21 protein-coding genes and 1 pseudogene are annotated in these 22360 nt (G+C 69.1%); 14 read left to right on the top strand and 8 right to left on the bottom strand.

Annotation, left to right across the window (positions count from 1 at the left end; all coding sequences use genetic code 11):
• Positions 1–8: 8 nt before the first annotated feature.
• Complete coding sequence (locus ACLQ3B_RS12570) at positions 9–749, bottom strand: hypothetical protein (protein WP_425780304.1); 741 nt, start codon at positions 747–749, stop codon at positions 9–11.
• Positions 746–1489, bottom strand: coding sequence for a hypothetical protein (locus ACLQ3B_RS12575; protein WP_425780306.1), 744 nt, complete (start codon positions 1487–1489; stop codon positions 746–748). Before ACLQ3B_RS12575 ends, ACLQ3B_RS12570 begins: the two co-directional genes overlap by 4 nt.
• A gap of 489 nt (positions 1490–1978) precedes the next feature.
• Here ACLQ3B_RS12575 and ACLQ3B_RS12580 point away from each other — a divergent pair, with 489 nt between their 5' ends.
• The gene (locus ACLQ3B_RS12580; protein ID WP_425780308.1) at positions 1979–3151 is read left to right on the top strand and encodes a lactonase family protein; all 1173 of its coding nucleotides are present in this window, start codon (positions 1979–1981) and stop codon (positions 3149–3151) included.
• Between the two features lie 69 nt (positions 3152–3220).
• Here ACLQ3B_RS12580 and ACLQ3B_RS12585 read toward each other — a convergent pair whose 3' ends face one another.
• Positions 3221–4087 (bottom strand): oxidoreductase, encoded by an 867-nt coding sequence (locus ACLQ3B_RS12585; protein ID WP_425780310.1) that lies wholly within the window; start codon positions 4085–4087, stop codon positions 3221–3223.
• A gap of 324 nt (positions 4088–4411) precedes the next feature.
• Positions 4412–4714 (bottom strand): helix-turn-helix domain-containing protein, encoded by a 303-nt coding sequence (locus ACLQ3B_RS12590; protein ID WP_091399313.1) that lies wholly within the window; start codon positions 4712–4714, stop codon positions 4412–4414.
• A 65-nt stretch (positions 4715–4779) separates the two neighbouring features.
• Here ACLQ3B_RS12590 and map point away from each other — a divergent pair, with 65 nt between their 5' ends.
• The 4 genes and pseudogenes from map to ACLQ3B_RS12610 all read left to right on the top strand — a co-directional run bounded on the left by map (position 4780) and on the right by ACLQ3B_RS12610 (position 9193).
• Positions 4780–5553, top strand: coding sequence for a type I methionyl aminopeptidase (gene map / locus ACLQ3B_RS12595; RefSeq protein WP_425780312.1), 774 nt, complete (start codon positions 4780–4782; stop codon positions 5551–5553).
• A gap of 185 nt (positions 5554–5738) precedes the next feature.
• Positions 5739–6431, top strand: a pseudogene (locus ACLQ3B_RS12600) (CDP-alcohol phosphatidyltransferase family protein); the annotation flags it as partial.
• Positions 6432–6697: 266 nt separating this feature from the next.
• Positions 6698–8356, top strand: a complete 1659-nt coding sequence (locus ACLQ3B_RS12605) for a sulfatase-like hydrolase/transferase (RefSeq protein WP_425780314.1) — start codon at positions 6698–6700, stop codon at positions 8354–8356.
• A gap of 36 nt (positions 8357–8392) precedes the next feature.
• Positions 8393–9193, top strand: a complete 801-nt coding sequence (locus tag ACLQ3B_RS12610) for an FkbM family methyltransferase (protein WP_425780316.1) — start codon at positions 8393–8395, stop codon at positions 9191–9193.
• 12 nt (positions 9194–9205) lie between these two features.
• Here the strand turns inward: ACLQ3B_RS12610 and ACLQ3B_RS12615 are convergent, their stop codons facing one another.
• Positions 9206–9670 (bottom strand): NUDIX hydrolase, encoded by a 465-nt coding sequence (locus tag ACLQ3B_RS12615; protein ID WP_425780891.1) that lies wholly within the window; start codon positions 9668–9670, stop codon positions 9206–9208.
• 11 nt (positions 9671–9681) lie between these two features.
• Between ACLQ3B_RS12615 and ACLQ3B_RS12620 the strand changes: the two genes are divergently transcribed.
• Both ACLQ3B_RS12620 and ACLQ3B_RS12625 read left to right on the top strand, forming a co-directional pair.
• Entirely contained in the window at positions 9682–10101 is a 420-nt protein-coding gene (locus ACLQ3B_RS12620; protein ID WP_425780318.1) for an ASCH domain-containing protein, read from the top strand.
• Between the two features lie 119 nt (positions 10102–10220).
• Entirely contained in the window at positions 10221–10811 is a 591-nt protein-coding gene (locus ACLQ3B_RS12625; protein ID WP_425780320.1) for a hypothetical protein, read from the top strand.
• A gap of 62 nt (positions 10812–10873) precedes the next feature.
• Here the strand turns inward: ACLQ3B_RS12625 and ACLQ3B_RS12630 are convergent, their stop codons facing one another.
• The 3 genes from ACLQ3B_RS12630 to ACLQ3B_RS12640 are packed head-to-tail and all read right to left on the bottom strand — an operon-like array spanning position 10874 to position 13465.
• Complete coding sequence (locus ACLQ3B_RS12630) at positions 10874–11578, bottom strand: permease-like cell division protein FtsX (protein ID WP_425780321.1); 705 nt, start codon at positions 11576–11578, stop codon at positions 10874–10876.
• Between the two features lie 58 nt (positions 11579–11636).
• Positions 11637–12296: a response regulator gene (locus ACLQ3B_RS12635; RefSeq protein WP_425780322.1), complete on the bottom strand. Its 660-nt coding sequence runs from the start codon at positions 12294–12296 to the stop codon at positions 11637–11639.
• Positions 12293–13465 carry a sensor histidine kinase gene (locus ACLQ3B_RS12640; protein ID WP_425780324.1) on the bottom strand — a complete coding sequence of 391 codons (1173 nt, stop codon included), beginning with the start codon at positions 13463–13465 and terminating at the stop codon, positions 12293–12295. Before ACLQ3B_RS12640 ends, ACLQ3B_RS12635 begins: the two co-directional genes overlap by 4 nt.
• A gap of 144 nt (positions 13466–13609) precedes the next feature.
• On the opposite strand from ACLQ3B_RS12640, the gene ACLQ3B_RS12645 reads away from it, so the two are divergent.
• The 7 genes from ACLQ3B_RS12645 (at position 13610) to nrfD (ending at position 22321) form a co-directional block, all read left to right on the top strand.
• The gene (locus tag ACLQ3B_RS12645) at positions 13610–14518 is read left to right on the top strand and encodes a hypothetical protein (RefSeq protein WP_425780326.1); all 909 of its coding nucleotides are present in this window, start codon (positions 13610–13612) and stop codon (positions 14516–14518) included.
• A 56-nt stretch (positions 14519–14574) separates the two neighbouring features.
• Positions 14575–15486: an ABC transporter ATP-binding protein gene (locus ACLQ3B_RS12650; protein ID WP_425780328.1), complete on the top strand. Its 912-nt coding sequence runs from the start codon at positions 14575–14577 to the stop codon at positions 15484–15486.
• Between the two features lie 280 nt (positions 15487–15766).
• Positions 15767–16003: a hypothetical protein gene (locus tag ACLQ3B_RS12655; RefSeq protein ID WP_425780330.1), complete on the top strand. Its 237-nt coding sequence runs from the start codon at positions 15767–15769 to the stop codon at positions 16001–16003.
• A gap of 90 nt (positions 16004–16093) precedes the next feature.
• Entirely contained in the window at positions 16094–16891 is a 798-nt protein-coding gene (locus tag ACLQ3B_RS12660) for a PrsW family intramembrane metalloprotease (protein WP_425780332.1), read from the top strand.
• Positions 16892–17036: 145 nt separating this feature from the next.
• Entirely contained in the window at positions 17037–20312 is a 3276-nt protein-coding gene (gene fdh / locus ACLQ3B_RS12665) for a formate dehydrogenase (protein ID WP_425780334.1), read from the top strand.
• Between the two features lie 3 nt (positions 20313–20315).
• Positions 20316–21359 (top strand): 4Fe-4S dicluster domain-containing protein, encoded by a 1044-nt coding sequence (locus ACLQ3B_RS12670; protein ID WP_425780335.1) that lies wholly within the window; start codon positions 20316–20318, stop codon positions 21357–21359.
• Complete coding sequence (gene nrfD / locus ACLQ3B_RS12675) at positions 21356–22321, top strand: NrfD/PsrC family molybdoenzyme membrane anchor subunit (RefSeq protein ID WP_425780336.1); 966 nt, start codon at positions 21356–21358, stop codon at positions 22319–22321. Before ACLQ3B_RS12670 ends, nrfD begins: the two co-directional genes overlap by 4 nt.
• The last annotated feature ends 39 nt before the right edge of the window (positions 22322–22360 follow it).

Consider the following 22360-nt stretch of genomic DNA (forward strand, 5'->3'; position numbering starts at 1 on the left):
TGCGACAGTCAGCGCAGGAAATCGGTAAGCGGCCACACCCTTGTCGTGCTGAGGGGCAAGTCGGTGTCGTCGTAGGTCGCGACCCGAAGAGCATCAGGAGGAAGAGGTGTCCTGAAGGTCGCCCGCGAGAGTTCGAGTCGAATTGCCTCCAAGGCGGCGGTCTCCGATGGATCGCCTTGCTTGAGTCTCCCTATCACCAGGTACAGATCGGGGTCCCGGTCATGGGCTTGCTTGTGATATCGGTGAACGACACCAAATTTCTGGAGGTCTCGCCGAATCCGCTCCAACTCCTCGGTCGGCTGACCCGATTCGTCGACGGGCCAGCCCATCAGGATGACCTGGTTCGCGTTGGCCGTGAGGGTTCGGGTGTACAGCCGCTGACCCCTGCTCGTCACACCCAGGTCACGATTCGGGAAGCCTCCGAACTGGATCTGCGGCGGGTGCTGCCCCAGGGTCGTGTTCAGGTGGGCGCACAGACCAGCGATGTCCGGGCGGCCCGAGCCGGAAGCGCGCAGCTCCGTGAGGTCGTGGGGAGGCTGAACTCGGCCGAAGGACTCGAGCCCGATGATCGTGGCATGCACGTCGGGCATGGGCCTGGGCTGGAACAGCCCTCCAAGCAGTTCAACCAGGCGCCGTTGAACTCCGCCCACGTAGTCGCCCAGGCCCGATGGTTTGCTCTCCGCATAGAAGGCAACCAACGTCGCGTGGCGATCCAATTCGTCCCTCCCTGGGGATTTCGGTCCGGTCATGCTTCGGGTGTCCCGGTGCCTGCGCCGGGGCCAGGCCCGGCACCTTGCTGGTCGTCCGTCGCCCTCTCACCCTGAACCGATTTGACTTCTACGTCGTTTATCCGCGCGGTATTAATGTTGTCGTTCTGCAGGACCGACCAGGCATTCAAGAGGGCTCTCCCCAGGTTCTCGGTCATGGTCTCATTCCTTGCAACAGCGCGTGCGAAGTCGACTGATGCTGTCGCGCGGATCGCCGATTGCACGAAGTCGCGAAATTCGGCGTCGCGACGAACGACCTCGAGCTCGACTCCGGCGCGTTCGAGATCGAGGCTGGTGCGGGTGTTCTCCGCCTCGATCGCGGCCCAGCCTGCCCTTACTTCCAGCTCTCTCATCCGGGCAGCGGACAGCGCCTCGTGCCCCGACCTCAACGTGTGGATCAATATCCGGGCGGTCAGCCCGAGCGCAACAGCGCCCCCGCCGATCCCCGCCAATGTCGGATCCAGTCCCGCAATGGTCTGACCGAGCGCGTGCAATTCCAGAACTATGCTGTGCGAGGTGTCTGACCTGGTTACTCGGACGCCGTTTTGGCGTTGGCGCGGCGTTCCGATGAGTGCGGGAATGTCGGACCAGAACGCTTGCTCGTAGATGGTTCGAACGGCGTCAAGGACGCCTGAGAGGTCTTCGACGAGGAGGAAGTCGTAATCTAGGTAGATGCGCAACGCGCTCGGCTCACCCGTTTGTACAACGCTGACCGAGGTCATGCAGCTCCAATGACTTGGGGGAGTTGAGGGGGCCTGCCAGGTGGCACCTGATTGGGTTTCGCAGAGAGGTGCGCAAGCGGCGACATAGTCAACCTCTACACGCTGGCCGCGCGAAGCGCAATCGCTTGGCCGACCGTCCAGAGGGGAGCTCAACGACCGGCACCGCCTTTAGGGGGATCAGTTGCCGTTAATGTTGCTTTGCGGAGGGCTGTGTTACTTGTCCCTCCGAACACGGGACCGGCGCTGCCGAAGGGTCCGAAGCGGGCCCGCCGCCCGGGCGCAGGTCAGGCTGACCGCGGACTTCCTGCCCTGACGGGCCGAAAGTCCGCTTCGACCTATGCCACACCTGCGCGTACGTCTGGTCATTCCATGGAACGGCACGAAATTACCCCTTTAGGGTAACTACGACCAACGCGCCTACCGCTTCCGATAGCTTTCGAAGCAGAGGAAAACTCGTTTTCCTCCCTTCGGGTGCATAAGGAGTCAGTGATGAAGCGCAGTGTCGCGTTCGCGGCAGCCCTCCTGGCAGGTCTGACCAGCATCGGATCTATCCCCGGGACCGCCTTCGCCGATGGTGGTGGCCCTGGGTACCACGACGACCGCAAGGGGGGTGATTACCAGCATGGCGACGAGGGCGCGGTCTTCGTCCAGACCAACAAGGCCGAGGGCAACACCATCAAGGTGTTCGACCGCGACGAGGACGGCCGTCTCAGCAAGGCGGGTGAGTACGAGACCGGCGGGCTGGGTGGCTTCACCATCGGGGCACCGCTCGACGCGCTGGCCTCACAGGGTTCCCTCACCTACCACAAGGGGCTGCTGTTCGCCGTGAACGCCGGCAGCAACACAGTCACCGTCTTCCGGGTCGACGGCACCAAGCTGCACAAGCTCCAGGTCATCTGGTCCGGCGGTCTGTTGCCGGTCAGCGTCGCGGCCCGGGGTGACCTCGTCTACGTCCTCAACGCCGGCGGCGAGGGCTCGGTGCAGGGCTTCGAGCTGCACAAGGGACGCCTGTCCCGGATCGAGGACGCCAACCGGTCGCTCGGGCTGCACAACGGCAACCCGCCCGCGTTCGGGACCGCCCCGGCCCAGGTCAAGATCGACCCGGACAGCGAGTTCGTCCTGGTGTCGACAAAGATGGCCAACGTCATGTTCAGCTACGAGATCGGCCGCGACGGCAAACTGTCGCGCGACCCCGTCATCAGCGACGCGGGAAACACGCCGTTCGGCTTCACCTTCGACAGTGAGGACTCGCTGTTGGTCACCGAGTCGGGCGCGAACGCGGTGAGCCGGTTCGAGCTCGAGGACGACGGCGCGCTCGAGCAGGTCGGGCCGTCGGTGCCCAACGGTCAGCAGGCGCCGTGCTGGATCCAGCGCGTCGGCGACTTCTTCTTCGTCGCCAACGCCGGCACCTCCACCATCAGCTCCTACCGGGTCGACGACGACGGCAAGCTCCACATCGTCAAGGAGGTCGCCGTCGACACCGGCGGCGGTGCGATCGACATGACCACCAGCGACGGCTTCCTGTACGTGCAGAACGCCACCGCCGGCAACGTGCAGGGCTACGAGGTGGGCGAGGACGGCTCCCTGAAGCTCGTCACCACCGTGGACGGCCTGCCGAAGTTCGCCGATGGCATCGGTATGGAGGGCATCGCCGCCTCCTGAGCGCACCACCCGCTGGTCCCGGTCGCTCGTCGACCGGGACCAGCTTTCGGTGCATCCTGCCGCTGGCCGCTAATCGAGGCTGGCCAACTCGTCCGGCGACAGGACCAGCGCCCCGGCGGCCAGGTTCTCGACCAGGTGGTCGGGGTTGCCGGTACCGGGGATGGCCAGCAGGTGCGGGCCACGGCTGAGGGTCCACGCGATCCGCACCTGTGCCGGCGTCGCGCCGTGCGTGCGCGCGATGGCCTCCACCGCCGTGTTGGCGAACACGCCGCCGGCCTCACGTCCGCCGCCGGCAATCGCGAAGAACGGCACGAATGCGACACCCTGGTCGCCGCAGGTACGCACGAACTGATCCTGCGTACGCCGGGTATCGACACCGTAGGTGTTCTGCACGCAGACCACCGGGGCGATCGCCTGCGCCTGCGCGAGGTGGTGCGGACGAATGTTGGACAGGCCGAGATGCCTGATGAGTCCGGCGTCACGAAGCTCGGCCAGCGCGCCGAAGTGCTCCGCCACCGAGTCCAGTCCGTCCTGACGCAGGTTCACGACGTCCAGATGGTCGCGGCCGAGCTGGCGCAGGTTCTCCTCGACCTGTCCGCGCAGCTGATCCGGCCGGGCCAGCGGCAGCCACTCTCCCGAGGGGTCGCGGCCCGGTCCGACCTTCGTGGTGATGACCAGGTCGTCGGGGTACGGCGACAGTGCCGTGTTGATCAACTCGTTGGCCGACCGGAGCGGCGAGAAGTAGAACGCCGCCGTGTCGATGTGGTTCACACCGAGCTCGACCGCTTGGCGTAGCACTTTGATGACCCGCGCGCGGTCGCTCGACGTGCTGCCGTCACCCGTCAGCCGCATGGCGCCGAATCCGATCCGATTGACGCTCAGGTCGCCGAGTGTCCAGGTACCCGCAGATTCCGCACTGATCATGTTGGTGGGCATTGGGCGAACCTAGCCAGCGCCGCTGACCTGCGCAGTCGGGCGTCTGCCCGATACCGATCGGGAGCAACCGCTGTTAGGTTATCTATCGTGGGAAGCGCGCTGCCGGCAGCGCCGCTTCGCCGGCAGCGCAGTGACAGCCCGCAGTTTCTTCGGGTTCTGACCGCTCGCGTTTCGCACCTGACGACAGGCCGTTCCGAGGGCCAGGCCTGGACTGAGTCCCGGCCTGACAGGGCCTGCACAGCGAAGCGCGTCGGGCCCACGCAGCGAAGCGCGTCGGGCGTCGGGCCCACCCGCGGCGGCGTCAACCGGCTCGACCGCAGCCCGCTAGGAGGCCAGCCGTTCGCGCGCGGTGCGCGTCGGTCGGGGGAGTTCGGCGCTGCCGTCCGACGTGTTGATCTCTGACCAGACGGCGTCGAGGGAGAGGCCGAGGACGTCGGCGATCGCCGCGATGGTCGGGAAGGCGGGAGTGGCTATCCGGCCGGACTCGATCTTTCGGAGGGTCTCCGGCGAGACGCCCGCGTCCAGCGCGGTGAGGAGCATCGAACGCTCTCCACGGGCTCGACGCAGAAGGGCGCCGAGGCGCTGCCCGCGTTCGAGTTCGGCGGGGGTGAGCGGCAACCTGACCATGCTCCGATTCTAGTACCGGGATAATATGGCCGGGATACTTATTGGTAGTTCGAGGAAGGCGCCGCATGATCGAGATCCTGAGCCCGACCGACGTGCTGCGAGCGAAGGACACCGGCGCGCTGGTCGCCGGCATCCTGCAGACGCTGAAGAGCCGCTGCGTGGTCGGCACCAACCTCCTGGACATCGACAGGTGGGCACAGGCCATGATCACCGAGGCCGGGGCGCAGTCCTGCTACGTCGACTATGAGCCGTCCTTCGGCCGCGGGCCGTTCGGCCACTACATCTGCACGTCGGTGAATGACGCCGTGCTGCACGGGTTGCCGTACGACTACCCGCTCGCCGACGGCGATCTGCTCTCGCTCGACCTCGCCGTCTCCCTTGGTGGAGTGGTCGCGGATTCGGCCATCAGCTTCATCGTGGGCGACGTGCGGCCCCCGGAGAGCGTCGCGCTGATCGACGCGACCGAGCGCGCGTTGCGGGCGGGGATCGCCGCCGCCGGTCCCGGCGTTCGCATCGGTGACATCTCCCACGCGATCGGCTCGGTCCTCAACGCGGCGGGATATTCGGTCAACACCGAGTTCGGCGGCCACGGCGTCGGGTCGACGATGCACCAGGACCCGCACGTCTCCAACACGGGGCGTCCCGGTCGCGGATACCGGCTGCGGCCGGGGCTGCTGCTGGCGCTGGAGCCGTGGGTCATGGCGGACACCGCCGCGCTCGTCACCGACGCCGACGGCTGGACGCTGCGCAGCGCGACGGGCTGCCGGACGGCGCACAGCGAGCACACCATCGCCATCACCGACGACGGCGCGGACGTGCTCACCCTGCCCACGCGCTGACCCGCACCGGCCCGATCGACACCCTTGGCTCAGCCGGCGACGAGCCGCCCACGGTGGACGATTAACCGGCCACCGAGCGGGCACGTCCCTCTGCGGCGCCCTGCCAGGTCGCGTTCAGAATGAACCGATCGGTCATATTTTCCGTGATGACGGTCAGGGTCACCCACCAGAGTCGCGGAGGCACGATGTCAACGGTTCGAACTGGTCCGGTCATCGGACTGCTCGCGCAGATCGTCCTGCTGGCGGTGCTCGCGGAGACAGTCGGTCTGGGCGCGGCGGGCTGGGTGGTGGGGCTGGCGTACGGGGTGGTCCTGTGCGCCCTGCTCAGCCGGGGGATGTCCGGCGCGGGCGCGCGGGCGCTGAGCCCGGCCGACCGGGTGACCCTGAGCCGGGCGGTCCTCGTCGGCGGCGTGACGGCCCTGGCCGCCGACTCGTTCGGCCGGTCGGCGCCGGTCACCCTGATGGTCGTGCTCACCAGCGTGGCGTTGGCCCTCGACGCCGTGGACGGGTACACGGCCCGCCGCACCGGGACCACCAGCGAGCTCGGCGCGCGCTTCGACATGGAGATCGACTCCTTCCTGGTCCTGGTGCTCTGCCTGCACGTGGCCCCCTCGGTGGGTGCCTGGGTGCTCGCGATCGGCGCGATGCGGTACGTCTTCGTCGCCGCGAGCTGGGTGCTGGGGTGGATGCGCGGATCCCTGCCGCCGCGCTACTGGCGCAAGGTCGTCGCCGCCATCCAGGGCGTGGTGCTGACTGTGGCGATGGGCGACGCGCTGCCCGGGCCGCTGACGACCGTCGTGCTGCTGGCGTCACTGGCGCTGCTTGTCGAGTCGTTCGGGCGGGACGTCGCGTGGCTGTGGACGACCCGTCACCTCCGCCACAGCGTCATCCACGACACCCCGGGCGCGATGGTCCACGCGATCAGCCCGGTGAGCCACAGCGCCCCGAGCACCGCGACGGCGCTGGGCTCGGGCCGGACGGACGGGCTGCCGTGGGCGGACCGCTCGACGGTCGCCGTCGCCCGCCGCGGGATCGCCCGCGTCTGAGCCGCCCGGATGCCATTCTCATCAACGATCATGGAAGGATGCCCGGGTTGTCGCTCTTGACGCGCGTACGTCAGCTGCCGAACCAGGGACGGAGACCGATGAGAGGCGAGGTCTCGGACGTGACCGCCACCGACGGCAGCGAGGCCGAGGGCCGGCCGAAGCGCTCCATCGCGGCTCGGCTGACGACCGTCCTGGCCGCGCTGCTCGTGCTGCTCGCCCTCACCGTGCCGTACGACTTCGGTCGGTTCAGCCCGGCGGCGTTCGTGCGGATCCCCCTGGAGGCGCTGCTGGTCGTGGCCCTCCTGCTCGCCCTGCCGTCGCGTGGCAGCCGACTGGTCGCGACGCTCGCCGGCGTGGCCCTCGGCCTGCTCGGCCTGCTGAAGCTGCTCGACCTGGGGTTCTCCGCGTCGCTGAGCCGGGCGTTCGACCCGGTGCTCGACTGGGCGCTCGTCGACGAGGGGTTCGCCTTCCTCAGCGAGTCCTACGGTCGGCCCGCCGCCATCGGCGCCGCGATCACCCTCGCGGTGGTGGTCGTGGGCCTGCCCACCCTGATCACCCTGTCGATGCGGCGGCTGCGGCGGCTGGTGGTCCGGCACCGCACCGGGACCACCCGGGTCGTGGCCGCCCTCGTCGTCGTCTGGGTGGCCTGCGCCGCGTTCAACGTGCGGGTGGTCGAGGGCGTGCCGGTCGCCGACACGTCCGCGACCACCCTGGCCAACGGGCACGGCTTCCAGGTGCGCCTGCGTCTCGACGACCGCGAGACGTTCGGCGCCCTGATCGAGGCCGACAAGTTCGGCGACACCCCGGGTGACCAGCTCCTGACCGCGCTGCGCGGCAAGAACGTGGTCGTCGCCTTCGTGGAGAGCTACGGCCGGGACGCCGTCCAGGACCCGGAGTTCGCGCCGCAGGTCGGCGCGGTCCTCGAGCGCGGCACCAGCGAGCTGAGCGCGGCGGGTTTCGCCGCGCAGAGCGGTTTCCTCACCTCACCGACCTTCGGTGGCGGCAGTTGGCTCGCCCACGACACGCTGCTCTCCGGCCTCTGGATCGACAACGACCAACGGCACCGCACCCTCCTGGCCAGTGACCGGATGACCCTCAACGGCGCCTTCCGACGGGCGAACTGGCAGACCGTGGGCGTGATGCCCGCCGTCACCAAGGCCTGGCCGGAGGGCTCCTTCTTCGGCTACGACCGGTTCTACAACGCCAAGACGCTCGCGTACGGTGGCCCGAAGTTCAGCTTCGGCACCCCGCCCGACCAGTACACCCTGGCCAGCTGGCAGCGTCTGGAGCAGGCGAAGCGCGACGGCAACGTGATGACCGAACTGGCGCTGGTGTCGAGCCACGCGCCCTGGACGCCCGTCCCGCCGCTGCTCGACTGGGCCGACGTCGGCGACGGCGCGGTCTACCGGGGGGCCGGCGCCGGCAGGTCGGACGACAAGCGCCGGAACACCACCCAGATCAGGGCGGACTACCGGAAGTCCATCGAGTACACCCTCGGCGCGCTCATCTCCTACGTGCAGGCCTACGGCGACGACGACCTCGTGTTCATCTTCCTCGGTGACCACCAACCCGCCGCGGTCGTCACGGGCGAGAACGCCAGCCACGACGTCCCGATCTCGATCGTCACCCGGGACCGGGCCGTGTTGGACCGGATCTCCGGGTGGGGCTGGCAGGACGGGCTGAAGCCAGGGCCGCAGGCACCGGTCTGGCGGATGGACGCCTTCCGGGACCGGTTCCTGACCGCCTTCGGACCGTAACCCCGGCCACCTCACTCACGGACTGGACCCAGACAGATGACGGCTACCACCGCCACCAGGATCGCCGCGCTCCGGACCGATCCGGCCCTGTCCCTGCTGCACCGGTCGCTGGACGTCTACTACGGCGATCCCGAGCGGGACGCGAGGATGGACGCCTTCTACTCCCGCTTCGTCAGCGGCGGAGACCTCGTCTTCGACATCGGTTCCCACGTGGGCGATCACATCGCCAGCTTCCGGCGCCTCGGCGCCCGCGTCGTCGCCGTGGAACCGCAGCCGCTGTGTCTGCGCGCCCTGCGCGCGATCTACGCCGACGACGACCAGGTGACCCTTGTCGACGCCGCGTGTGGCGCGCTCCCCGGGCGCACCCGGTTGCACGTCAACTCCGCCAACCCCACCGTGTCGACCGCCTCGCCGGACTTCGTGCGGGCGGCGAAGGGCGCGGGCGGTTGGGAGAGCGAGGTGTGGGATGCCGACATCGAGGTCCCGGTGGTCACCGTCGACGCGCTGATCGAGACGTACGGCGTGCCGGCCTTCGCCAAGATCGACGTGGAGGGTTTCGAGGACGAGGTGCTGGCCGGCCTGAGCCGCCCACTGCCCGCGCTGTCGTTCGAGTTCACCACCATCGCGCGTGCGGTCGCGTACCGATGTCTCGATCGCCTGACCGCGCTCGGCTTCGACGGCTTCGACGTGGCGTTGGGCGACGACAAGTCGATGACCTTCCAACGCTGGATGCCCGCGGCCGACCTGGCGTCGCACCTGCACGACCTGCCGCACGCCGCGAACGCCGGCGACGTGTACTGCGTGTCCCGCGACCGGGAGGCCACCACCGCGCCGTAGCCGTACGCGACGCTAGATCATGGGCAGGACCAGCGCGGAGGAGACCGCCAGCTCACGATCGAGCATCTGGTCCCGGGGGACGAACACCATGGCCTGCCCCTCACCGAGCACCACGTCCTCCTGCCGAGCCGTGGTGGTGCCGCGGAACACGTGGACGGTCACGGTGTGGGCAAAGCCGGCTTCGTACGGACGCGGGCCGCTCCACAGCGGGTGCAGCTCACTCACGGTGAGCCCCGTCTCCTCCAGCAGCTCGCGGCGGGCCGCCTCCTCCGGTGACTCGCCGGGCTCGATGTGACCACCCGGCAAGCTCCACTGGCCCGGCGAGACGACCGCATTCTCGTCGCGGTGCTGCAGCAACACCGCGCCCGACGGATCGACAAGCAGCACGAGGGCGACGTCATAGGTGGCCATGACGAGACCGTGCCACGTCACCGCGAGCACGTCGACGACGGTCCCGCACGACGCACCGGATCGCATACTCTGCACGGATGGACCTCGACGATCTCCCGCTCGCCGAGTTCGCGTTTCCGGGGCCACTGCGGGACAAGCTGGTGGGCGCGATCCTGTCCGGGGCGAAGACCTCGACGACCGGTCTGCTGGTCGGCTACGAGTGCGCGAACGAGCCGCTGCCCGAGGTGGGTCAACTGTCCGCCGTGGTGGACTCTGCGGGTCGGCGGGTCGCGGCCATCGAGCTGACCGACGTACGGGTGCTCCGGCTCGCCGAGGTGGACCTGGCACACGCGCTGGCCGAGGGGGAGGGCGACGAGTCGGTGGCGCAGTGGCGGGCGGGGCACGAGACTTTCTGGCACAGCGCGGAGGTACGCGCCGAGCTGGGCGACCCCGACTTCACCGTGGACGACGACACGCTTGTGGTGACCGAGCGCTTCCGCCTGGTGCACGTCGTCTGAGCGCTGGCCGCGATCGGTGCCAGCTCAGCAGGGCACCGCTCGGCGTGTCGAACAGCTCAGCTGCCACCGTGAGCCTACGCACGACGAGAAGCTGTCGCGGTGGTCGCTATCTTGTAGCCATGAGAGTGGATGCCGCTTCGCCCTACGAGGTTCGGCGGAGCCGGCTTCGCACCGGACTGACGTTGGCGCTGTACAGCCTGTTGCCGATGACGGCCATCGTGATCGGCTTGCAGGACCTGTCCGTCCGGTATCTGTTCGTCATCATCGGAGTGTTGTTCGAGGTCATCTTCCTCGCCACGGCACGTCGTCGCGTGAGCAGCGCGTTGCGGCGGGAACTGCTGTTCGCCATCGACGAACAGGGCGTCTACCTGGGCCCGGACGACTTTGGCCGGCCGGCTATGCGCGAGAAGTGGTCCAACATCGATGCGATAGTTCACTTCCACGGTCGGGTGTGGACGACCAGTAACATGCCAGCCACGAACCGTAACGTGGGTATCGTCCAAGGTGGCCGGATCGTCGCCTCCCGGGGGACGGGGGGCTGGTGGCTGAATGTCAGGCGAGCCTCCGCGGCCGCCGCCCGGTTCGGCGGGGGAACGCCGGTACTCAAGGCGCCGTTCTACGGCCAAATATCGCGCGAGTGGTTCCACACCATCCCGTTGCCGCCAAACTGGCTCGAGGAACATGCCACACCTCGCGGGGCGCGACGCTGATCAGACGCGCTGCCACGTGCAGGTCGGCGGCGCGGGGGAACAGCCGCTTCTCTCGGCAGGCGTTACAGCATCGCCAGAGGTGCCAGGGGTACGCCGTCGACGCCGTCGAGCCTCATCAGCTCGCCCACTCCGGATCCTTCTCCGTTCAGGGGCATCTCGAACCGCCACGACTCGTGCGTCATCTGCGGTTGGAGCTGCGTGGACAGCTCACCCTTGCCCTGGCACCGCTTGCGCAGGCGCTCGTACGCGGCGTCGCGGTCCTCGAATTCGATCGACTTCGCCGTGGGGAGCGCCCGGACGGCCTTCTCCACGGCGGCTCGCTGTTCGTCGGTAGCCGACGACTCGAGCCGGACGATGACGCCGATCCGCGATGGCCGAGGGTCGACGTCCGCGATCCTGAGCGCCACGTCCTCCACGCCGTCGGCCTCGGCCATCACCAGTTCGACAGCCTCGGCGATCGACGCGTCGGTGACGGTGGCGTGTAGAAGCTCCGGCATGTACTCCGGCTTGAGGGCCGCCAGCAGGTCGGGCTGGTCCTTCAGGTCCGCCTTCTGGCGCTCGTACGCCTGCTCACGGGTTTCGAGGGACACCTCTGTGACACTTGGCATCGACCGGAGCTGCTGCTCCACGCTGCCCTTCTGCGCCACCGTCACGTCGTTGTCGAGGAAGACGGTCAACGCCACGTCCTCGGGCTCCTCGGGTTTCGAGGTGCAGGCGGGAAGGGCCAGCAGGACGACGAGTGACAGTAACGGTGCTGCGCGGCGCATGGGCAGAGCGTAGGTGATCGTGGAGTGGGAGAGGTGCCCGCGCGACGTCGTCAGGATCTCAGTCGAGCACCCCGGCCTGGTGGGCGAGAATCGCCGCCTGGACCCGGTTGGTCAGGCCCAGCTTGGCCAGGATCCGGCTGATGTGGGTCTTCACCGTCGCCTCGCTCATGTAGAGCGTGGCCGCGATCGCGGTGTTGGACAAGCCGCCGCCGACGGCGACCAGGACTTCTCGTTCCCTTTCCGTGAGCACCGTCAGTCGTTGTGCGGCGTTGCTGCGCCGATCGGATGTCGGGCCGGAGAACTGCCGAAGCAGCCTGCGGGTAACCCGCGGGGAGATCATCGCGTCGCCGCGCGCGGCGCTCCGCACCGCGTTGAGCATGTCCTCGGCGGGGGCGTCCTTCAGCAGGAAGCCGACGGCGCCATAGCGAAGGGCGGTGTGCACGTACTCGTCGAGATCGAACGTGGTGAGCACGACGACGTGTGGCGGCCGGTCGAGCCGGGCGATCCGCTCGGTCGCGGTCAGCCCGTCGATCCGTGGCATGCGGATGTCCATGAGGACGACATCGGGCCGGAGCGTCCGTGCGAGTTCGACCGCTTCGGCCCCGTCCGACGCCTCTCCGACCACAGTGATGTCCAGTGCCGCGTCGAGGATGGTGCGCAGCGTCGAGCGCACCATCCACTCGTCGTCGACGATAAGCGTCCTAGTCGGTGGGGTCATTGTCCTTCCCCGGGTGCGATCGGTATCTCGGCGACCAGGCTGAATCCCCCGTCGGTTGTGGGGCCGGAGGTCAGTTCCCCGCCGATCAGGTGGACGCGTTCGGCGAGGCCGAGGAGCCCGTGGCCGCCGGCCGGCAGAAGCGGGGCGCTGGCAGGCCGTCCCCGACCATTACTGATCGTCACCCGAAGTGACTGCCGTGTCTGCCGGACGCGTATCCGGGTTCGGGCGCCGGGCGCGTGCTTGTGCACGTTGGTCAGGGACTCCTGCACGATGCGGTAGGCGGCGTGCTCGACGAGCAGCGGTAGGCGTTCCCCGGCCTCCTTCTCCACCTCCAGGGTGACCGGTACGCCGAGCCGACGGGAATCCTCGACCAGCGCATCCAGATCGGCCAGGCCGGGCTGCGGGGCGAGCGGCGCGTCGTCGTCGCTGCGCAGAACTCCAACCAGGGCGCGCAGTTCGGCAAGTGCCTCACGCCCAATCGCTCCGATCTGCCGTCCCCGGGCCACCGCGTCCCCACCCCTGGCCGACTCCAGGGCGGTGGCCTGCAGCACGATCAGCGCCACCCGGTGGGCGACGACGTCGTGCATGTCACGGGCGATGTGGGCCCGTTCGTCGCTGCGGGCCTGGGCCATGCGCTGGTGCTGTTCGCGTTCGAGCCGCTCGGCCCGCTCCCGCATGCGTTCGACCAGCTCACGCCGGGTGCCGACGTAGAGGCCGAGGATCGCCGGCGCCACGCAGACCGCGACGGTGACCGGGATGGCTCCATCGGCACCGGCGTACCGCCAGATCGGGATGCCGACCAGGACCACCGAGACCAGGAGGCTGGCGGCGACCTTCGGCCACGCCGTGGTGCGCTCGGCCAGCGTGTAGAGCGCGAGCATGACCGCCACCTGGGCCGACACGAGAACGCTCGCCGAGAGAGAGCCGACCAGCAGGGCCGCCGGGGCCCGTCGCCGCCGCCAGGTGAGCAGCCCGACCGCGAGGCCGAGGGGGATGCCGAGCCAGGGCGGAGGAACGCGGGGACCGAAGCCGGCGAGGGTGGGGCCGAAGAAGTCCACCCCGAACTCCCCGGTCGCCACGCACACCGTCATGGCGAGCGCCGCCGCCGCGTCGATCACCGGGCGGCGGCGGAACCGGTGCACCACCTGGTCCAGGACACGCGACGTCATGATGTTTCCAGCGTAGGGCCGGCCGGCGGGCGCGGGCGTCGGTCGAAAGTTGTACGCCGCCCCTGTCGGTCATCACCGATGGAGTGATTCGTTCCATCGGATCCGCCGACGCCCCGAGCCGCGCGTCCCGGCGAGGGTGGGGGCATGGCCAGACCACGTCTCAATCCGCGAACAACACAGCTCGTCTTCGGTGTCTTCGCTGCCACCGCGGGCGCGATGGTCGCGCTGCGTCCCGACCCGCCGCACCCGCTCTTCACGACGGCGGGGACATACGGCTACGCCCTTGCCGTGGTGGTGTCGTTCGGCGGCTGGCTCGCGCTCGGGCGTCCCGCGCTCGCCGCCCGCACCCGGCGGTTGCTGATCGTCTTCCACCTGCTCTTCCTGCCGGCGCAGTTCCTGTTCCTGCTGGCCCACCCCATGCCGTGGCTCGGTATGGCGCTGTCCTCGGCGATCGTGGTCGGCCTGGAGCCGCGCTTCCCCAGGCTGGCGCGGACGCCCCGCAAGGTGTGGTTGACGCTGCACGTCGGCATCGGGGTCGGCTGGTTGGGCATCTCGACGGGCATGCTGTTGCTGGCGATCATCGGGGCGACGGCCGACAGCCACGAGCTGCAGCACGGGGCCTACCTGTTGCTGAGCAAGTTCGAAATTCTCCTGGCGATCCCGAGCGTCTTTCTGACGATCATCACCGGTGTCGTGATGTCGCTCGGCACCCCGTGGGGTCTGCTCAGGCACACCTGGGTGCTGGTCAAGCTGGTCATCGCGCTCGCCCTACCGTTCCTCGCGTTCTTCGAGGGCCCCTGGATCGAGGAACTCGAGGCCCGCAGCGCACCCAACCTGATCGAGACCGGAACCACGGGGATGCTGCTGATCGGCGCCATGGGGCTGTTCGCCGCCCTGCTGTGGACCGCGACGATCCTCTCCGTCTTCAAGCCCGGCGGGCGCACCCGATGGGGCCGCGGCAAGGACGCTCGTCTGCCCGCCCCGGACACCGCGGCCACGGTTGGTGCCGCGCGTCCGGTCGCCGCCGGCACCGTTGCCCCTTCCGGCCGATGACCCGATCGTCCTCGACCCGTGCCAACGGAACCTGTCGCAGAAGGAGAAGAATGCCCATGACCAGTTCGTACGCCATCGAGGTGGAGGCGCTGACCAAGAGGTTCGGCAAGCTCAAAGCCGTCGATGGCCTGAGCTTCAGCGCCGAGTACGGCAGCGTGGTCGGCTTCATCGGCCCCAATGGCGCCGGCAAGACCACCACCATGCGTTCGCTCGTCGGGCACATCCGGCCGGACAGCGGTCGGGCGCACGTCGCCGGCCGCCCCTACCGGGAGCTGGCCGACCCACTGGGCACCGTGGGCACCGTTCTGGAGGCCAGCGCCGTGCACCCGGGCCGCACCGGCCGCAACCACCTACGGATCCTGGCCCGACAGGCCGGGCTTTCCCCGCGGCGGGTTCAGGAGGTCATCGACGGCGTCGGGCTGGAACGCGCCGCCGGCCGCCGGGTGGGCGGCTACTCGCTCGGCATGCGCCAGCGGCTCGCCCTGGCCGCGGCCCTGCTCGGCGATCCCGCGATCCTGATAATCGACGAGCCCGCCAACGGGCTGGACCCCGAGGGCGTCCGCTGGTTGCGCGAGTTCCTCCGCGGCCTCGCCGCCGAGGGGCGTGCCGTGCTGGTGTCCAGCCATGGGCTGGCCGAACTCGCGCTGATGATCGACAAGGCGGTCGTGGTCGGGCACGGCCAGCTCATCGCCCAGCAGACGCTGGCCGGGTTGAGAAAGCTCGCCGGCGAACCGACAGTACAGATCAGCGTTTCCGAGCCGGACCGCCTGGCGGTTCTGCTGGCCGACGAGGGCCACCAGGTCCTCGAACACACCGGGGCCACCCTGACCGTCGCCGGAAACGACCCCCGCGCCGTCGGCCGGGTCGCCTTCGACCACGGCATCGGCGTGGACCGTCTTCTCGCTGCTGAACCCTCACTGGAAGAGGCCTACTTCCGCCTCACCAGCGGAAAGGACTCGATCCGATGATCGCGCTGACCCGCGCCGAGCTGATGAAACTCCGTACCGTGCGGTCGAGCTGGGCGGTGCTCCTCGTCCTCCCGATCGTGGCCTTCGTCAGCCTGCTGGATGCCGCACTGGACCCGGTGGAGGACAACACGAGCGTCGTCGACTTCATGGACGTCTCGCTCGTCGTGGTGGGTGTGGTCGTGGCCGCCTGCGCCGCGGCCGTGGTCGGCAGCGAGTTCGTTCGCCGGACCGTAGGCCTCGACTACCTGGCGGTGCCGGCGCGCTCGGCGCTGCCATCGGGGTGTTGCTGCCCCAGCCGGCCGTCGCCGTCGGGGCCGTCATCGGATGGCAGTTCGTCGAGATGCTCCTGGGGTTCGCATTCGGTATCGGCGACTACCTGCCGATCGGCCTCATCACGACAGTCGCCCACCTGGGCGGCGTGGTGGCGTTGCCGGTGGCGTTCGGGCTCCTGTTCCTGTACGCCGCGGGCGCGGTGGGCCTCGCCTTGCTCGTGGCAGGGCGACGCGACCTCACTTGAAGCCAGCCCGGCGCGCCGGCCGCCGCTCCTCGAACACGCGGTCACTGCCATGGCTAGTGTTCGTAACAGGGATCCGCCAGACTGCGCGTTATGCGTGATCAATGGCGCCGGTGGGCGTGGGTCGGGGTGCTCGTTGTCGGGCTGATCCTTTATCTGGCGGTGCTGCGGACCCTGGTCAGCACCAAGAATCCGAACTTCGTACCGGCGTTGATCCTGCTCGGGGCGACGCTGGTTCCGCTGACGTTCCTGACGTTCGCGCAGGCCCGCACCGGGCGGTGGCAGGTGCCGGCGTCGGTGTTGGTGACGTCGGCGTTCTTCGGCGGTGTGATCGGCACGGTGGTCGCCGGCACCCTGGAGTACGACACGCTGCGCGGCCTCGGCACCCTGCCGATGCTGTTCGTGGCACTGATCGAGGAGTCGGCGAAGCTGATCGTCCCGGTGGTGCTGCTGTTCACGGTGGTGGCCCAGCGTCGGCGTCGGGTGCCCTCGGACGGGCTGATCATCGGTGTCGCGGCCGGCATGGGTTTCGCCGCGTTGGAGACGATGGGCTACGCCTTCAGCGCGCTGCTGAGTTCGCAGGGCAACATCGGCGCGGTGGAGCAGACGCTCTTCATCCGGGGGCTGACGGCGCCCGCCGGTCACACCGCCTGGACCGGGCTGACCGCCGGCGCGCTCTGGGCGTTGTTGGCGAGCCCGAGCGCTGGTCGGGTCTTCGGGTTCATCGGCACGTTCCTGGGTGTCGTCGTCCTGCACACCCTGTGGGACACGTTCTCCGGTTCGCTGGTCTTCGTCGTGCTGGCGATCATCAGCATCGGCTGGTTGTTCTGGGAGCTGCGCCGCTACCGGACCTTCGGCGACCAGCACATCGGCCAGCCGCTACCGGGCTGACCGGTGCCGTACTCCATGCCTCTCCCGACCTGCCCGAAATTGCCGGGGAAGGCATGACTGTTTCTGATCCCGCTGCGACCGGGCCGGCACCTCATCTACCGTCGGAGTGTTCATATTTGGCGGGATTGGTCGGGAAGGTGCGGCGATGGGGGTGCGCAGCTGGTTCGAGGGTTGGCCGGTCTACCGCCAGCTCACCGGCACGGACCCGCTGGGGCGGGGTGCGGCGGCGAAGTCTGACGGGTCCCGTGCGCTCACCGCCCGTACCGACACCGCTGATTCGATGGCCCGGTCTGTTTGCCCGTACTGCGCGGTGGGTTGTGGTCAGCGGGTGTTCGTGAAGGACGGGCGGGTCAGTCAGATCGAGGGTGATCCGGACAGTCCGATCTCGCGGGGTCGGCTGTGCCCGAAGGGTTCGGCGAGCAAGAGCCTGGTCACCAGTCCGTTGCGGCAGACCACGGTCCGCTACCGCCGGCCGTACTCGACGCAGTGGGAGGACCTGGATCTGGACACGGCGATGAACATGATCGCCGATCGGGTCCTAGCGGCCCGGGACGAGACCTGGGAGGACGTCGACGCCGAGGGGCGCCCGCTGAACCGGACGCTGGGGATCTCCAGTCTGGGTGGGGCGACGCTGGACAACGAGGAGAACTACCTCATCAAGAAGTTGTTCACCGCGATGGGGGCGCTCCAGATCGAGAACCAGGCCCGTATTTGACACTCCTCCACAGTCCCCGGTCTGGGGACCAGCTTCGGTCGTGGCGGCGCCACCCAGTACCAGCAGGACCTGTCGAACTCCGACGTCATCGTCATCCAGGGTTCGAACATGGCCGAAGCGCACCCGGTGGGTTTCCAGTGGGTGATGGAGGCCAAGCGCCGGGGGGCGAAGGTCTTCCACGTCGACCCACGGTTCACCCGCACCAGCGCGCTGGCCGACTCGTACCTGCCGATCCGGGCGGGCACCGACATCGCGCTGCTCGGCGGGGTGATCCGCTACATCCTCGACAACGAGCTGGACTTCCGGGAGTACGTCGTCGCCTACACCAACGCCGCGACCATCGTGACCGAGGAGTACGCCGACACCGAGGACATGCACGGCCTCTTCTCCGGCTTCAACGACGACAACGCCACCTACGATCAGTCCAGTTGGCGGTACGAGGGCCACTCGCAGAACCAGACGACCCGCGACAGCGAGACGCAGCGGGAGACGGCGGCCGGGCTGGAGAACGAGTCACACGGCGCGCCGGTCGGCGGCCGGACCGAACGTGACGAGACCCTGCAGCATCCGCGCTGCGTCTACCAGATCCTCAAGCGGCACTTCTCCCGCTACACCCCGGAGATGGTGGAACGGGTCTGCGGCATTCCGCAGGAGAAGTTCCTCGAACTGGCCCAGGCGTGGACGGAGAACTCCGGCCGGGACCGGACCGGCATGCTCGTCTACTCGGTGGGCTGGACGCAGCACAGCGTCGGCGTGCAGTACATCCGCACCGGCGCGATCATCCAGCTTCTGCTGGGCAACATGGGCCGCCCGGGTGGCGGGGTGATGGCCCTGCGCGGGCACGCCAGCATCCAGGGCTCCACCGACATCCCGACGCTGTTCAACCTGCTTCCGGGCTACCTGCCGATGCCGCACCACGCTGACCACCCGACCCTGGCCGAGTGGGTGGACAGCATCGCGCACCCCGGCCAGAAGGGCTTCTGGGGCAACGCCCGCACCTACGGCGTCAACCTGCTCAAGGCGTACTGGGGTGACGCCGCCACCGCCGACAACGACTACTGCTACGGCTACATGCCGCGGATGACCGGCGACCACGGCACCTATCAGCAGGTGCTGGACATGATCGACGGGAAGATCAAGGGTTACTTCCTGCTGGGGCAGAACCCGGCTGTCGGTTCGGCCCACGGTCGGGCGCAGCGGCTCGGCATGGCCAACCTCGACTGGCTGGTGGTCCGGGACCTGTTCATGATCGAAAGCGCGACGTTCTGGGAGCACGCGCCGGAGATCGAGACCGGCGAGATCATTCCCGAGGAGTGCCGGACCGAGGTGTTCTTCCTGCCCGCCGCCTCGCACGTGGAGAAGGAGGGCACCTTCACCCAGACCCAACGGCTGTTGCAGTGGCGGGAGAAGGCCGTTGAGCCACCAGGCGACGCCCGCTCCGAACTCTGGTTCTTCTACCACCTCGGTCGCATCATCCGGGAACGGCTGGCGACGTCGACGAAGCCGCGCGACCGTGCGCTGCTCGACCTCGCCTGGGACTACCCCACGCACGGCCCGAACGTCGAGCCGAGCGCCGAGGCGGTGCTGCGCGAGATCAACGGGTACGACGTGGCGACCGGCCGCCCGCTGGCGTCGTTCACCGAGATGAAGGACGACGGCTCCACCGTCGGCGGCTGCTGGATCTACACCGGGGTGTACGCCGACGGCGTCAACCAGGCGGCCCGGCGCAAACCCGGCGCGGAGCAGTCCCTGGTGGCACCCGAGTGGGGTTGGGCCTGGCCGGCGAACCGGCGCATCCTCTACAACCGCGCGTCCGCCGACCCGGACGGCAACCCGTGGAGTGAGCGCAAACGCTACGTCTGGTGGGACGCGGACAAGAGCGAGTGGACCGGCTACGACGTGCCGGACTTCGAAAGAACCAAACCGCCGAACTACCGACCCGAGCGCGACGCCTCGGGCGTGGCGGGCATCGCCGGCGACGATCCGTTCATCCTTCAGGGTGACGGCAAGGGCTGGCTGTACGCGCCCACCGGCGTGCTCGACGGACCGATGCCCACCCACTACGAGCCGGTGGAGTCCCCGGTGCGTAACCCGCTCTACCGACAGCAGGCCAACCCGACCCGCAAGGTCTACACGCACCCGATCAACACGCTCAACCCCAGCCCGCCGCAGGAGCACAGCCAGGTGTTCCCGTACGTGTTCACGGTCAGCCGGCTCACCGAGCACCACACCGCCGGCGGGATGAGCCGAACCGTGTCGCCCCTGGCCGAGTTGCAGCCCGAGATGTTCGTCGAGGTGTCGCCGGAGTTGGCGGCCCTGCGAGGGTTGCGTCACCTGGGCTGGGCCCACCTGGTCACCAGCCGCGCCGCCGTCGAGGCGAAGGTGCTGGTGACCGACCGTGTGACGCCACTGCGAGTGGATGGCCGGATCATCCACCAGGTCTGGCTGCCGTACCACTTCAGCTACGAGGGCCTGGTGACCGGCGACTCGGCCAACGACCTGTTCGGCATCACCCTCGACCCGAACGTCCTGATCCAGGAGAGCAAGGTCGGCACGTGCGACGTCCGGCCCGGACGACGCCCCAGAGGACAGGACCTGTTGGACCTCGTCGTCGACTACCGGCGGCGGTCGGGGGACCTCGTTCACCGCTACCCCCCGATGGTCACGACCGACGTCGCCGACAGCAGCAGCGACCAGGAGGCCTGACCGATGCCCCATGCCAACGCCCTGTACGGACCGCTGGACCCCGCACCCGACGCCGGCTACGAGAACCCGCCGCCGAGGATGGGGTTCTTCACCGACACCAGCGTCTGCATCGGCTGCAAAGCGTGCGAGGTGGCCTGCAAGGAGTGGAACGGAGTCCCGGAGAGTGGGCTCGACCTGCTGGGCATGTCGTACGACAACACGGGCGCGTTGACCGCCAACTCGTGGCGGCACGTCGCGTTCGTGGAGCAGCCCCGCTCGACGGGCTGGTCGACTCCGGCGTTCGAGGAGCAACCCGACGGGCCACCGGTCAGCCCGCTCACGGCGGCGGTCGGCGCGCGTACCAGCACCGACACCGGGACGGACCCTGGCCTGGAGACCGGCTCGCCCGCCGCGGCGGCCCGGATGTCGGGCGGGCCGGAGTTTCTGGGGATGCCGGGTGCGCAGCCACCGGGGAGGGGCTCGGGCGCGGAGGGACGGACGGATTTCCGTTGGCTGATGATGTCGGACGTGTGCAAGCACTGCACCCACGCTGCCTGCCTGGATGTCTGCCCGACAGGTTCGCTGTTCCGGACGGAGTTCGGCACCGTGGTGGTGCAGGAGGACATCTGCAACGGCTGCGGTTACTGCATCTCCGCCTGCCCGTACGGGGTCATCGACCAACGCAAGGACGATGGTCGGGCGTGGAAGTGCACGCTGTGCTACGACCGGTTGGGCGCGGGCATGACCCCGGCGTGTGCGCAGGCGTGTCCGACGGAGTCGATCCAGTACGGGGAACTGGACGAGTTGCGGGAGCGGGCCGCCGCGCGGGTGGCGAAGCTGCACGAGCGGGGTGTGCCGGAGGCGCGGTTGTACGGGCACGACCCGAACGACGGCGTCGGTGGTGACGGTGCGTTCTTCCTGCTGCTCGACGAGCCGGAGGTGTACGGGCTGCCACCGGACCCGATCGTGACCACCCGCGACCTGCCGGCCATGTGGAAGCGCGCCGGCCTGGCGGCGATGACGATGGCGCTCGCCACGGCGGTAGCGTTCCTGGGCAGGCGGCGATGACCCGCGGCGGCGAGCAGCTCACGGTGCCGCCGGCCGACTTCGCCTCCTACTACGGCCGGCCGGTTCTGAAGCCACCGGTGTGGAAGTACGACATCGCCGGCTATCTGTTCACCGGCGGCCTCGCCGCCGGAGGTGCGCTGATCGGCGCGGGCGCCCAACTGACCGGACGACCCGGGCTGCGCACGGTGGGCCGTTGGACGGCCCTCGGCGGCGTCGCCGCCAGCACGTACCTGCTGGTCCACGACCTCGGCCGACCGACACGGTTCCACCACATGCTCCGGGTCGCCAAGGTGACCTCACCGATGTCGGTCGGCACCTGGATTCTCGCCGCGTTCGGCCCGCTGGCCGGCGTGGCTGCGGTCACCGAGCTCGCGCCGCTGCTCCCGCAGCACGGCGTGCTCGGCCTCGCCCGTCGGATCGCACCGCCCATCGGCAACGTGGCCGGCCTGGCCGCGGCGGCCACCGCACCGGCGCTGGCCACGTACACCGGGGTGCTGCTCGCCGACACGGCCGTTCCGTCCTGGCACGACGCCTACCCGTCGCTGCCGTTCGTCTTCGCCGGCAGCGCGCTCGCCGCCGCGTCCGGTGTCGGTCTGATCGCGGCACCGGCCGCGGAGACCGCCCCGCTGCGACGACTCGCCCTGGCCGCCGCGGCCATCGAGTTGGGCGGGGGGCACCGGCTGGAGCGGCAGGGCCTCACCGGCGAGCCCTACACGCACGGACGCAGCGGCCGGCTGGTCAAGGCCGGACGCGCCCTGCTCGCCGTCGGCGCCGCCACCGCGCTGGTCAGCCGACGCAGCCGGGTCCTGTCGGCCATCTCCGGCGCCGCCCTCGTGGCATCGTCGGTCGCCACCCGGTTCGGCGTCTTCGAGGCGGGACGAGTGTCGGCCCGCGATCCGAAGTACACGGTCGTGCCACAACGGGAGCGGCTCCGTGAGAAGCGGTCGGCGACCCAACTCTGAGGGGATCGACGAACCGGAAGGCGCCCCTTGAAGGGGGCG

The sequence above is a fragment of the Micromonospora sp. DT53 genome (genome assembly GCF_049841535.1).
Taxonomy (GTDB): Bacteria; Actinomycetota; Actinomycetes; order Mycobacteriales; family Micromonosporaceae; genus Micromonospora.